We start from the raw sequence: 13214 nt of genomic DNA, 5'->3' as shown, positions 1-13214 counted from the left end.
TTTACTAACGTCCTGCGCTGCAGCCCTTATTCTACACCGAGCTCTGCGCCTTCAAGATTGAGATTCAGCTTATCGCTGGTTACCTCGTCGTCATCGTCCATTTCCTTCATCTCGATCTCTTCTTCGTTCTCGGAGAGGATCTTAACGTCCATACCCAAGCTTTGAAGCTCTTTGATCAATACCTTGAAGGATTCCGGAACACCCGGCTCAGGAACATTCTCACCTTTAACAATCGATTCGTAGGTCTTCACGCGTCCAACCACGTCATCGGATTTGACAGTCAAAATTTCTTGCAGAGTATATGCGGCACCGTAAGCTTCAAGCGCCCATACCTCCATCTCCCCGAAACGCTGTCCACCGAACTGTGCTTTACCACCGAGCGGTTGCTGCGTAACCAACGAGTACGGTCCAGTGGACCGCGCATGAATCTTATCATCAACCATGTGCGCCAGTTTGATCATGTACATGACGCCGACTGTAACTTCACGTTCAAACGGATCACCGGTACGACCATCGTAGAGCAACGTCTTACCGTTACGCTGCATGCCAGCTTCTTCCATCGCATCAAACACGTCATACTCACGCGCTCCGTCAAATACAGGAGATGCTGTGTGAATACCAAGGAATCTTGCCGCCATCCCCAAGTGAACCTCAAGCACCTGACCGATGTTCATCCGCGAAGGTACGCCCAACGGGTTAAGAACGACTTCTACAGGTGTGCCATCCGGCATGAACGGCATGTCCTCTTCTGGCAGGATGCGTGCGATAACCCCTTTGTTACCGTGGCGACCCGCCATTTTATCGCCTTCGGAAATTTTCCGTTTCTGAGCGATATAGACGCGTACCAATTGGTTAACCCCAGGAGGAAGCTCGTCGCCATTCTCACGGGTAAATACTTTGACATCTACGACAATACCATCGGTACCGTGCGGTACACGGAGAGAGGTATCACGAACTTCGCGCGCTTTCTCACCGAAGATTGCGTGCAGGAGACGCTCTTCCGCCGTAAGCTCCGTAACCCCTTTAGGCGTTACTTTACCAACGAGAATGTCGCCAGCGGCAATCTCTGCACCGACACGGATAATGCCGCGCTCGTCGAGATTCTTGAGCGCGTCTTCCCCAACGTTCGGAATGTCGCGAGTGATTTCTTCCGGACCCAGCTTCGTATCGCGGGATTCGGATTCATATTCTTCAATGTGAATGGAAGTGTACACATCTTCCTTCACCAGCTTTTCGCTTAGCAGAATGGCATCCTCGTAGTTGTAGCCTTCCCACGTCATAAACGCGACGACTACGTTACGGCCCAGCGCCAATTCTCCTTGCTCCGTCGAAGGACCGTCCGCCAAAATGTCACCTACGCGAACTTGCTCGCCTTTGTGGCAAATCGGACGTTGGTTAATGCAAGTCCCTTGGTTGGAGCGCAAAAATTTATGCAGTTTATGCTTAACGAGATCCCCGTTCACCAGACGGCCATCCACCATCTCCTGGCGGCGGACCCAAATCTCATTAGCGGATACGCGTTCTACAACACCGTTCACTTTGGATACGATACAAACCCCGGAATCCTTCGCGGATTTGTGCTCCATCCCTGTACCTACGAGAGGCGCCTTTGGAATCAAAAGCGGAACGGCCTGCCGCTGCATGTTGGAACCCATGAGCGCACGGTTGGAGTCATCGTTCTCAAGAAACGGAATGAGCGCCGTAGCTACGGACACAACCTGCTTCGGCGAAACGTCCATGTAGTCTACCCGATCTTTTGAAAGCGTCAGGATATCATCCTTGTAACGCACGATAACGGAATCATTGGCGAATTTGCCGTCTTCAGTCAGTTCAGCATTCGCCTGTGCGACTACGTAGTTATCCTCTTCATCCGCCGTCAGATAAGCGATATCATCGGTTACCACGCCGGTATTCGGATCTACGTGGCGATATGGCGCCTCAATAAATCCGAACTCGTTCACTCTTGCAAAAGTAGACAGCGAGTTGATCAAACCGATGTTCGGTCCCTCAGGCGTCTCAATCGGACACATCCGCCCATAGTGGGAGTGATGCACGTCGCGCACTTCAAAGCCCGCCCGCTCTCTCGTCAAACCACCAGGTCCCAGTGCAGACAAACGACGCTTATGCGTCAACTCGGCCAGCGGGTTCGTCTGATCCATAAACTGCGACAGCTGGGAGCTTCCAAAGAACTCTTTAATCGACGCGATGACCGGTCTGATGTTGATCAGCTGCTGTGGCGTAATCGTGTTGACGTCTTGGATCGACATCCGCTCACGAACCACACGCTCCATACGGGATAGACCGATACGGAATTGGTTCTGGAGCAACTCGCCTACCGAACGCAAACGACGGTTACCCAAGTGGTCAATATCATCCGTGCTTCCGATACCATGAAGTAAGTCCATGAAATAGTTAATCGAAGCAATAATGTCTGCCGGAGTAATATTCTTAACCGTCTTATCAATCTTGCCGTTCGCAATGACTTTAACTACTTTGCCATCCTCGATCGGAGAATACACGCTAATCGTCTGTAATGGAATTTGGTTCGTCTCCATCACACCATTCACTGCCGTATATTCCTTAAATCCGATGTTGTTCTCCAAGTTCGGTATGATGGCATCAAGCAAGCGACGATCGATCACCTGACCCGCTTCCGCAATGATTTCACCCGTATCTGGATCAACCAAGGTTTCTGCCAACCGCTGATTGAATAGTCGGTTTTTGATATGCAGTTTTTTGTTAATTTTGTAACGACCCACGTTTGCCAAGTCATACCGCTTTGGATCGAAGAAACGTGCGATCAGCAAGCTTCTCGCGTTATCCAACGTCGGTGGCTCACCCGGACGGAGACGCTCATAAATCTCGATCAACGCTTTGTCGGTTGAATCGGTGTTATCTTTGTCCAGCGTATTGCGGATGTACTCGTCATCACCGAGCAAATCTATGATTTCCGCATCCGATCCGAACCCAAGCGCTCTAAGCAATACGGTCACTGGAATCTTACGCGTACGGTCGATCCGCACGTAAATGATATCCTTGGCATCCGTTTCAAGCTCAAGCCATGCGCCACGGTTAGGAATGACAGTCGCGGTATAAGTTTTCTTGCCGTTTTTGTCCACTTTCGTGCTAAAATAAACACTAGGAGAACGAACCAGCTGACTGACGATAACCCGTTCGGCACCATTGATGATAAAGGTCCCCGTTTCTGTCATGAGAGGGAAATCGCCCATAAAGACTTCCTGCTCCTTGACCTCGCCGGTTTCCTTATTGATCAGACGTACTTTTACACGAAGCGGCGCTGCAAAGGTGACGTCGCGTTCCTTGGATTCATCTACCGAATACTTAGGCTCTCCCAAGCTATAATCGATAAACTCCAGCACTAAATTCCCCGTAAAGTCTTGAATCGGGGAAATATCCTGAAACATTTCACGCAATCCTTCATCCAAAAACCATTGATACGATTTTTGTTGGATTTCAATCAGATTCGGAACCTCCAGAACCTCATTGATCCGCGCGTACGACCTGCGTTTACGTCGACCTAATTGAACAAGATGACCCGCCAACTTAGATTCACCCCTCATGTCTACTCAATAGAACAAAATAAAAGCCTCTTGGAAGCCTTCTCGAGTAATTGCCGCCCGAAGTTGGAACTTCTTTAGAAAGCTTCTAATCACTTAACAATGAATTGGAGACCATCCTTCAACTTACCATAATTTTCTTCATACCATGTAGGTTGTACCTAAAACTTAGACATTATACGTATAACGCCAACATTTTATTCAACCAGGCACGAAAAATATCTTGACATTTTAGCAAACTAAAGACATAAAACCCAATCATAATGCTGACATTTTATAATAGTACCACATTGAGCAATGCAAGTCAACATTTTTCCTGTTGCGGTATAAATCGGTTTTCAAGCTATTTGGTGGCTTTCAGGATCCAATACCCCTTGTCGCGTTCTACTTCTTCCACCTTGGTAAACAGCGTCTCCAACTTGGCCACCGCCGACGGTGCTCCTTGCTTCTTCTGAATGACAACCCACAGCGCTCCACCTGGAACGAGCACCTCGTGTGCTTGTTCGAAAATGCGATGCACCGTTTCCTTCCCTGCTCGAATCGGAGGATTCGTCAACACCACGTCGAAGCTTTGATTCATTACCTGCGCCAATAAATCACTTTGCATAATATGTACATTCGAAATGTGATTGCGAGCCGCGTTGCTTTTTGCGAGCTCGATCGCTCTTTCATTGATGTCCACCATCGTCACCGAGCCCCGAACTGCAAGCACAGCCGCCGCAAGCCCCATCGTTCCATAGCCACAGCCGACATCCAATACCCGCGCGCCCTCTGCAAACTGCATGGTTTCGACCAGCAGCCTTGATCCGTAATCCACCCCCCGCTTGGAGAATACACCGGCATCTGTTGTAAACACATATTTACGACCGCGCATCGTTTCTTCAATTGTATGCAGATCATGCGCAACGCTCGGCTTCTTTGTATAATAGTGCTCCGACAAGCGATTACCCCTCCTTCACTCTACTTCGAAAAGGAAAACCCCTTGAAGAGTCGCCTCTGCAAGGGGTGCTTTAAGCTGAAATTACTTCACTTCAACAGTAGCGCCTGCTTCTGTCAATTTAGCTTTGATACCTTCAGCTTCTTCTTTACCGATTTTCTCTTTAAGCGGCTTAGGTGCGCCGTCTACGAGATCTTTAGCTTCTTTCAAGCCAAGGCCTGTGATTTCGCGAACAACTTTGATAACGTTGATTTTGGAAGCACCAGCGTTCATCAAGATTACGTCGAATTCAGTTTGCTCAGCAACTTCTGCTGCGCCGCCGCCAGCTACTACTGCAACCGGAGCTGCTGCTGTTACGCCGAACTCCTCTTCGATTGCTTTAACCAGGTCGTTCAGTTCAAGTACAGTCATGCCTTTAATGGCTTCCAAGATTTGCTCTTTGCTCATGGTTAAACCTCCATTGTATCTTCGATAGATTATTTTTTTGGAAAAAGCTAAAACAATTAAGCTTCTTGCGCTCCGCCTTCTTGCTTCTCTGCAACAGCCTTAACCGCAAGGGCGAAGTTGCGCATAGGAGCTTGAAGCACGCTGAGCAACATGGACAGAAGGCCTTCTCTGGAAGGCAATGCTGCCAAAGCTTGGATTTGAGTAACGTCAACGACTTTACCTTCAACCACACCCGCTTTTACGCTCAGCTTGTCGTTTTTCTTAGCGAAATCAGACAAGATTTTTGCTGGAGCTACGATTTCGTCTTTGCTGAATGCAATCGCGGTAGGACCGGTCAAGTATTCATCCAGTGCAGACAATTCAACGCTTGCAGTCGCACGGCGAACCACTGTGTTTTTCAACACTTGGAATTCAATGCCGGCTTCACGCAGCTGTTTACGAAGCTCAGTTACTTGAGCTACGTTCAATCCGCGGTAATCCGCAACAATCGTACAAGAGCTTTCTTTCAGCTTCTCGCTGATCTCAGCTACTTGTGCCGCTTTTTGCTCGAGAACTTTTGTGTTTGCCATATTTGCACCTCTTTTCATGTAGCAGTATGCTTGCTCTACATTTCGAAGCCTATCTCGTAAACAACTCGTTCACATTCGTGTTCTACGAAAGCATCCGCCATTAAAAGCGAAATGCCTTCGCAGACAAGGCGAAGGCATGATGATTCACGAATTCTTTGTACATCACTAGCAAAGAATACCGAACTTATATCATAACACCTCGGTAGGGAATTAAGCTCTAACGCGAGCACCTACTGTCTACGGTAAGCATATTCGTTTGTCAAGAACCTGGTTGACAATTGCCGTTTCATCAAACAACAATGTCAATTGCAACTTAAATAGATTAGCACGGGTGACTTCTGAAGTCAACTACCAAACTATGCTATTTAAGATTAGCGCAGGTTCGCAGCGTTAATCCGAGCGCTAGGGCCCATAGTGGAAGCTACCGCTACGTTTTTCAAGTAAACACCTTTCGCTGCAGCCGGCTTCGCTCTGTTCAAAGCATCGATAAGTGCCTTGAAATTCTCAGCAAGCTTCTCAGCGTCGAAGGATACTTTACCGATCGGCGCGTGGATTTGACCCGCTTTATCCAGACGGTATTCGATTTTACCTGCCTTGATTTCCTGAACGGCTTTAGTTACGTCAAATGTAACTGTACCCGCTTTAGGGTTAGGCATCAAACCTTTACCACCCAAGATACGGCCGAGTTTACCGACTTCACTCATCATGTCCGGTGTAGCTACGCAGACATCAAAGTCGAACCAACCTTGTTGGATTTTGTTGATCATGTCCAGATCGCCTACGAAATCAGCGCCAGCCGCTTCTGCTTCTTTTGCTTTTTCGCCTTTAGCAAATACAAGAACACGTTTAGTTTTACCAGTACCGTGTGGCAATACAACTACACCACGAACAGCTTGGTCTTGTTTCCGCGGGTCTACGCCCAAACGCACTGCTACTTCAACCGTTTCGTCGAATTTCGCGCGTGCTGTTTTCTTAACAAGCTCGATCGCTTCAGCCGGTTCATAGAACGTTTCAGCGTTGATCAGCTTGGCTACTTCAAGGTATTTCTTGCCGTGTTTAGCCACTTTCTAGTCCTCCTATGTGGTATTAGCGGAATATCCTCCCACCGAATTGGGCACGAGCTGCCCGTTACCGAATTAGTCTTCGATAACTACGCCCATGCTGCGAGCCGTACCTTCGATCATACGCATAGCAGCTTCAACAGATGCAGCGTTCAGGTCAGGCATTTTTTGCTCAGCGATTTCGCGAACTTTGGAACGCTTAACCGTAGCAACTTTCTTCTTGTTCGGTTCGCCAGATCCTTTAGGAATCCCAGCAGCAACGCGCAGAAGAACTGCAGCTGGAGGCGTCTTAGTCTCGAACGTAAAGGAACGATCTTCGAATACCGTGATCACAACAGGAATAATCAAACCTGCTTGATCTGCTGTACGAGCGTTAAACTCTTTACAGAACGCCATGATGTTAACCCCTGCTTGACCAAGTGCAGGACCGATCGGCGGCGCCGGATTCGCTTTACCTGCAGGAACCTGCAGTTTTACCATTTTGATAACCTTTTTTGCCATTGTGTGCACCTCCTCATTCTAGTATGGCCGAAAATCCAAACTACAGCTTCTCAACTTGGTTGAAATCGAGCTCCAGCGGAGTTTCTCTGCCAAACATGTTGACATGAACCTTCAGCTTGCCTTTGTCGAACAAAATCTCTTCGATCGAGCCGACAAAGTTCGCGAACGGTCCAACTTTCACGCGAACGGTTTCTTTGAGCACGAAATCCACTTTCGGCTTCGGCTCTTCCATCCCCATGTGCTTAAGAATCGCTTCTACCTCTTCAGGCAGCAGCGCAGTCGGCTTCGAACCAGAACCGGTTGACCCTACAAACCCGGTAACCCCAGGCGTGTTGCGCACGACATACCAGGAATCGTCCGTTTGGATCATCTCCACCAGAACGTAGCCCGGATACACCTTACGCATAACCGTCTTTTTCTTGCCGTCTTTATTCACAAGCTCTTCTTCCATGGGAACTAGCACACGAAAGATCTTATCCTTCATGTCCATGGATTCCACACGCTTTTCCAAGTTTGCCTTAACCTTGTTCTCATACCCGGAATAGGTATGCACGACGTACCATCTTTTCTCCATTTCCATAGCGCCACCCGTCGTCGTCATCATTGAAATACGAGGCGAAGCAGCTCAGAAATACCCAAGTCCAGAACGTAGAAGTACACCGTTACGAAGGCGACCGTAAACAATACCACCAGCGTGTAGCTGATCATTTCTTTACGGCTAGGCCATTTTACTTTTTTCAATTCGGACCAGCTGTCCGTAAAAAAAGAAAATGTGTTGCCGAATCCCTGCTTCATTTTAGCCAAAAAGGACACAACTACACCTCCAACAAACTAGCGAGTTTCGCGATGAGCAGTTTGTTCATTGCAAAACTTGCAATATTTCTTGAGCTCCATGCGGTCAGGATGGTTGCGCTTATTTTTGGTGGACGTATAGTTTCTTTGCTTGCAGTTTGTGCACGCTAATGTAATAATTACCCGCATGATGTACACCTCCTACGGACCAGCCTCAAAATTTACAACCTTAAACGATCAGCAAAAAAACGCCTCACAGCTTAAGGCTACCAAAATACTTTAGCACACGCCCTTTTTTCTGTCAAGGAAAAAGGATTAACATGAACCACTTGCCCCGCTATATCCATTATCGACCAATCCGCGCGGACTTAAACCAAATAGGCTATCTTTCAAGATTTGACTACCTCGAACATTTGTTCTAGAATGGATTTATCCAATAATTCAATAATTCACCCATGAATTGTGCCTTACATATTCATGTCACCCTTATGACAAAATAAAAAAAGCACCTTGCTGTTCAGCAAAGGTGCTCGGATCTACGCATCTCGAACTTCCAAATATCTCTCTAGTTTACGTTTCACTCTCTGGAGTGCGTTATCTATCGATTTGACATGACGATCTAAGTCTACCGCAATTTCTTGATACGACCTTCCATCTAAATACAGCATCAGCACTCTGCGCTCCAGGTCACTCAGGATTTCTCCCATCTTGTCCTCGAGCCCGCTAAATTCCTCCTGATTTATAATCAATTCCTCAGGATCTGAAACTCGGGAGCCGCAGATGACATCCAATAGCGTTCGATCGGAGTCTTCATCATAAATCGGCTTGTCCAAAGAGACGTAAGAATTCAGGGGTATATGCTTCTGGCGGGTGGCCGTTTTGATCGCCGTAATAATCTGACGGGTTATACATAACTCAGCAAACGCCTTGAAGGATGCAAGCTTATCGCCACGAAAGTCTCGTATCGATTTGTATAGACCAATCATACCTTCTTGCACGATGTCTTCTCTGTCCGCACCGATCAAAAAATATGAACGCGCTTTGGCGCGCACAAAATTCTTATATTTGTTGATCAGATACTCCAGTGCATCGCTGTTGCCTTCGCGAACCGCTTCGACAAGATCTTCATCTGCCTTGAGGTCATATTCGAACATTCTCAATTCTTTGAGGTCGACGCTCACCACAATCCCTCCGGCCCTGCGCTTGAAAGATAGGATAAGTATACATTATGTAATCTATTATCGTCAACAATATTCAGATTAGAAAACCTTCATTTTACTAGACTTTAAGGCATATTTTAACGGCCTCTACGCCACTTTTCGAACGTCGCTTTCATGTCTCCGCTCAGCTTGCCTTCCAACGTATTATGACGGCCAGATGTGTGATCGTCCTCGATTTTTCGGCGAATTTCCTTCCGTGATTGCTTGACCTTGACCAATAGCTCACTCGCCGGAATCCGGAACGCGCCCTTCCCAAAAATGACATGCTGCTCGGTCATATCCGAGGTGGCCACATAGACCTGCTTGCGGCGTCCGATGTGTGCCGTAACAAGCCGTTCGATCAGCTCATCCGCCGTTTCTTTTTCCTTCGTGTAGTAGACCGGGAGCTTGCTCTGCGTGTACTTCTTCCCCAGTCCCGGCACATAGTAAGCATCGAATACGAGAATCGTCTTCATCCCGGAAAATGACTGGTATTCGGACATAATCGTGATCAGCCGGTCGCGCGCATCTTCCAGCCGGAGATCCTTCAGCTTCTGAAGCTCCGGCCACGCACCGATTATATTGTAGCCGTCTACAATGAGTATCTCCTGAATCATACCGTCCCGCCTCGCCGGCCGTTATTTTCGAGCTGCAAGACGCTGGCGCACGACCTCGTACATTAGTACGGAGGCCGCGACGGAAGCGTTCAGGGAGTTAATCTGGCCAAACATCGGAAGTTTCAGGAGGAAGTCGCATTTTTCCTTAATGAGCCGCCCTACGCCCTTAGCCTCATTGCCGATGACGATCGCTAAAGGAAGATTGAAGTTCGATTCATAGACATTCTGTTTGGCGCTTACATCCGTCCCCGCAACCCAAACGCCCTGCTCCTTCAGCTGCTCGATCGTTTGCGCCAAATTCGTCACACGGGCGACAGGCACATATTCGACGGCACCGGCCGATGTCTTAGACACGGCGGCGGTCAGTCCTACGGAGCGTCTTTTGGGGATGATGACCCCGTGTACACCGGTGCAATCCGCCGATCGTAGGATCGATCCCAAATTATGCGGATCCTCAATTTCGTCCAAAATAAGCAGAAAGGGTTCTTCCCCCCGCTCCGCCGCTCTTGCCAAGAGGTCGTCCACTTCTACATACTCGTAGGCCGCAACCTGTGCGACTACGCCCTGATGCTGCACATCCCCTGCCATTTGATCCAGCTTCCGCTTATCTGCAAACTGAACGATGACTCCGTTTTGCTTCGCTTCCGCCAAAATCGGCTGAGTGAGCTGCTTTTGGGCCGCCTCGGCGATCCAGATCTTGTTGATCGTTCGACCGGAACGCAGCGCTTCCAATACGGAATGCTTTCCGCCAATAAATTCTAATTCTTCCATCGTGAACGTCCCTCTTTCAGCCTTAAATCAAGTTTATTTTTCCCGCTCCAGGGACAGCATCAATAGGTACTGAAGCCGCTCCCACTGCTGCGTATAGTATAAAAATCCGATTAAACACTCAAAGGCCGTGCTATGACGGTATTCCAAGACATCTGCGTTCTTAGCCGTTGTGCCGGACTTGGCGTTTCGCCCCCGCTTCACGATATCCAGCTCGTCCTCTGTCAAATGAGGCAGCCACCGCTGCAGCGACTTCGCCTGCGCCTTGGCTGAAACATACTGTGTGGACTGCCGATGCAGATGATTCGGCCGCTGGTTCGGTTGGGATACGACGTACTGGCGAATAAAGACCTCGTACACCGCATCCCCCATATAGGCCAGCACTAAAGGATTCAACAATTTGGGATCATGCGCCGGTGGGAAAGCAAACAAATTGACATGATCGGGTGAAAACAGCAGCGGATTAGACTCCATCACTTATTTCCGCCGCCAACGAATGCCTTGCGCCGTATCTTCCAGCACAATGCCTTGATTCGCAAGCAAATCCCGAATTTCGTCGGAACGCGCCCAATTTTTCGCTCTTCTCGCTTCCGCCCGCTCCGCGATCAACCGTTCGATTTCTTCATCGACCAGGTCGTCATCTGCTTTAGCTAGTATGCCCAATACCTGATCCATCGCATCAAACTGCTGCAGCAGCAGCTCCAGCGCTTGGGCGGCCACCCGCTCTTGGTTTAAGTACAAATTAGCTGCGCTCACCAGCTCGAACACCGCAGTAATCGCGTCCGGCGTATTGAAATCGTCGTTCATTTTGGACTCAAACAGTTCCTTCGCGCTCTGAACCGCTTCCCGAACGCTCGCTTCCGCCTCTCCCGCTTCCGCTGTCTTGAGACGGTGCTTGATGCCTGCGATACAGTTCTCGATCCGGGCTAAGCTGCCCTTGGCCTGCTCTACCGTTTCATCGCTGAAATTGAGCGGATTGCGATAGTGGCCCGACAGCATAAAATAGCGGATAATTTGCGACGACATGGTTTTCAGCATATCGTTCACGTTGATTCCGTTGCCCAGCGACTTGGACATTTTCTCATTGTTAATGTTTACGAAGCCGTTATGCATCCAGTAGTTAGCCATCACATGCCCCGTTAACCCTTCGGACTGAGCAATTTCGCACTCGTGATGCGGGAAGGTCAAATCCGTGCCGCCGCCATGAATGTCGATTGTCTCACCCAAATATTTGCGCACCATCGCCGAGCATTCAATATGCCAACCTGGGCGGCCTTCTCCCCATGGACTCGACCAGCTGATCTCGCCCGGCTTAGCTGCTTTCCAGAGAACAAAGTCTTGCGGATGCTCTTTGCGCTCATCCACATCAACGCGAATCCCGAACTGCAGCTCCTCCATATTTTGATGAGAGAGCTTCCCATACTCCGGAAAACAGGAGGTGCGGTAAAAGACGTCGCCACCGTTTTCATAGGCCATCCCTTTCTCCACCAGACCGGTGATAAAAGCGATGATTTCGGTCATATTTTCCGTGACGCGAGGATTAACGGTAGCTTTGCGCACACCCAGCCCATCCGTATCCTCATAATATTTTTGAATAAAGAGCTCTGCCACCTCAGGAACAGTTGTTCCCATCTCTGCTGCCTTCTTAATCAGCTTATCGTCCACATCAGTAAAGTTCACGATGAACTTAACGTCGTAGCCAATGGATTCTAAATAGCGACGTACAACGTCGAAAAAGATCGCCGGACGCGCGTTGCCGATATGAATATATCCGTATACGGTTGGCCCGCACACGTACATTTTCACTTTGCCGGGCTCCAACGGCTTAAACTCCTCTTTTGTTCGAGACATCGTATTGTAAATCTTTAATGTCATGATCTTCGTTTCCTCCATTGCTTGATTTGGCCTGTTCTACTTCCACCTTCAACTCATCGATCTGCTGCTGAAGCTGGCGAAACATATCCACCACCGGATCCGGCAGCTTATCGTGCTCCAATCGACCTACCCGCACGCCATCGCGCTTCACAATGCGTCCAGGAATGCCCACGACGGTACTGTTTGAAGGGATTTCGCTCAATACAACGGCGTTGGAGCCAATGCGTGAATTATCTCCTACCGAAAACGATCCCAGCACCTTAGCTCCTGCCGATATAACCACATTATTTCCAATGGTCGGGTGCCGTTTACCTTTTTCCTTGCCGGTCCCGCCTAAGGTTACTCCGTGATACAGCAATACGTCATCCCCGATCTCACAGGTTTCCCCGATGACGACTCCCATGCCATGGTCGATAAAAAACCGTCTTCCGATTACCGCACCCGGATGAATTTCAATCCCCGTCATGAACCGACTTACTTGGGAGATGATCCGTGCCGTGGTGTACCATTGCCTGCCATAAAACCAATGTGCCACCCGGTGCGCCCAAAGCGCGTGCAGTCCGGAGTATGTAAAGACCACTTCGAACCAGCCTCTTGCCGCCGGATCGTTCTCAAAAATTGTAGCAATATCCTCTCTCATTCGGTCAAACATCCCCATCCACCTCTCCCCAGCACCTCGGATGAAAAACAAAAAAGCCCCCACAGCCCATAAGGCTGCAGAGGCGTCGTCTCGCGGTTCCACTCTGCTTGGATCACATAATCCATCTCGATCGTTCGTATCGTGAACGTAACGGTAAAGGCTACCCTGCCGCTGAACAGATGTGTTGCGCACAGATCGTCTTTACAGCTCCCGGGTGCACTTCCGTGAAG

At 48.9% G+C, this 13214-nt stretch carries 15 protein-coding genes and 1 other annotated feature; all 15 genes read right to left on the bottom strand.

Annotation, left to right across the window (positions count from 1 at the left end):
- Positions 1-26: 26 nt before the first annotated feature.
- The gene (gene rpoB / locus FPZ49_RS28095; RefSeq protein ID WP_144853492.1) at positions 27-3581 is read right to left on the bottom strand and encodes a DNA-directed RNA polymerase subunit beta; all 3555 of its coding nucleotides are present in this window, start codon (positions 3579-3581) and stop codon (positions 27-29) included.
- Between the two features lie 340 nt (positions 3582-3921).
- On the bottom strand, positions 3922-4518 hold the full coding sequence (locus FPZ49_RS28090; protein ID WP_144853489.1) for a class I SAM-dependent methyltransferase: 597 nt from the start codon (positions 4516-4518) through the stop codon (positions 3922-3924).
- Between the two features lie 81 nt (positions 4519-4599).
- Positions 4600-4962 carry a 50S ribosomal protein L7/L12 gene (rplL, locus tag FPZ49_RS28085; RefSeq protein WP_144853486.1) on the bottom strand — a complete coding sequence of 121 codons (363 nt, stop codon included), beginning with the start codon at positions 4960-4962 and terminating at the stop codon, positions 4600-4602.
- Positions 4963-5018: 56 nt separating this feature from the next.
- Entirely contained in the window at positions 5019-5531 is a 513-nt protein-coding gene (rplJ, locus tag FPZ49_RS28080; RefSeq protein WP_144853483.1) for a 50S ribosomal protein L10, read from the bottom strand.
- 97 nt (positions 5532-5628) lie between these two features.
- Positions 5629-5792: a sequence feature (ribosomal protein L10 leader region), on the bottom strand.
- A 110-nt stretch (positions 5793-5902) separates the two neighbouring features.
- On the bottom strand, positions 5903-6595 hold the full coding sequence (gene rplA / locus FPZ49_RS28075) for a 50S ribosomal protein L1 (RefSeq protein ID WP_144853480.1): 693 nt from the start codon (positions 6593-6595) through the stop codon (positions 5903-5905).
- A gap of 72 nt (positions 6596-6667) precedes the next feature.
- Entirely contained in the window at positions 6668-7093 is a 426-nt protein-coding gene (gene rplK / locus FPZ49_RS28070; protein WP_144853477.1) for a 50S ribosomal protein L11, read from the bottom strand.
- A 40-nt stretch (positions 7094-7133) separates the two neighbouring features.
- Complete coding sequence (nusG, locus tag FPZ49_RS28065) at positions 7134-7667, bottom strand: transcription termination/antitermination protein NusG (RefSeq protein WP_144853474.1); 534 nt, start codon at positions 7665-7667, stop codon at positions 7134-7136.
- A 26-nt stretch (positions 7668-7693) separates the two neighbouring features.
- Positions 7694-7906, bottom strand: a complete 213-nt coding sequence (secE, locus tag FPZ49_RS28060) for a preprotein translocase subunit SecE (protein WP_144853471.1) — start codon at positions 7904-7906, stop codon at positions 7694-7696.
- 18 nt (positions 7907-7924) lie between these two features.
- Positions 7925-8074 carry a 50S ribosomal protein L33 gene (gene rpmG, locus FPZ49_RS28055; RefSeq protein WP_025851018.1) on the bottom strand — a complete coding sequence of 50 codons (150 nt, stop codon included), beginning with the start codon at positions 8072-8074 and terminating at the stop codon, positions 7925-7927.
- A 347-nt stretch (positions 8075-8421) separates the two neighbouring features.
- Entirely contained in the window at positions 8422-9066 is a 645-nt protein-coding gene (gene sigH, locus FPZ49_RS28050) for an RNA polymerase sporulation sigma factor SigH (protein ID WP_144853468.1), read from the bottom strand.
- 116 nt (positions 9067-9182) lie between these two features.
- On the bottom strand, positions 9183-9701 hold the full coding sequence (locus tag FPZ49_RS28045) for an NYN domain-containing protein (protein WP_144853465.1): 519 nt from the start codon (positions 9699-9701) through the stop codon (positions 9183-9185).
- A 21-nt stretch (positions 9702-9722) separates the two neighbouring features.
- Complete coding sequence (rlmB, locus tag FPZ49_RS28040) at positions 9723-10472, bottom strand: 23S rRNA (guanosine(2251)-2'-O)-methyltransferase RlmB (protein ID WP_144853462.1); 750 nt, start codon at positions 10470-10472, stop codon at positions 9723-9725.
- Between the two features lie 33 nt (positions 10473-10505).
- Positions 10506-10943 carry a Mini-ribonuclease 3 gene (locus FPZ49_RS28035; RefSeq protein ID WP_144853588.1) on the bottom strand — a complete coding sequence of 146 codons (438 nt, stop codon included), beginning with the start codon at positions 10941-10943 and terminating at the stop codon, positions 10506-10508.
- Positions 10944-10946: 3 nt separating this feature from the next.
- Positions 10947-12344, bottom strand: coding sequence for a cysteine--tRNA ligase (cysS, locus tag FPZ49_RS28030; protein WP_144853459.1), 1398 nt, complete (start codon positions 12342-12344; stop codon positions 10947-10949).
- The gene (cysE, locus tag FPZ49_RS28025; RefSeq protein ID WP_144853455.1) at positions 12295-12996 is read right to left on the bottom strand and encodes a serine O-acetyltransferase; all 702 of its coding nucleotides are present in this window, start codon (positions 12994-12996) and stop codon (positions 12295-12297) included. The genes cysS and cysE overlap by 50 nt, the downstream gene beginning before the upstream one ends.
- Positions 12997-13214: the final 218 nt, after the last annotated feature.

The sequence above is a fragment of the Paenibacillus cremeus genome (assembly GCF_007786445.1).
Classification (GTDB): Bacteria; Bacillota; Bacilli; order Paenibacillales; family NBRC-103111; genus Paenibacillus_G; species Paenibacillus_G cremeus.
Note: the sequence above shows the minus strand (reverse complement) of the source record. Positions and strands in the feature narration are given on the sequence as shown.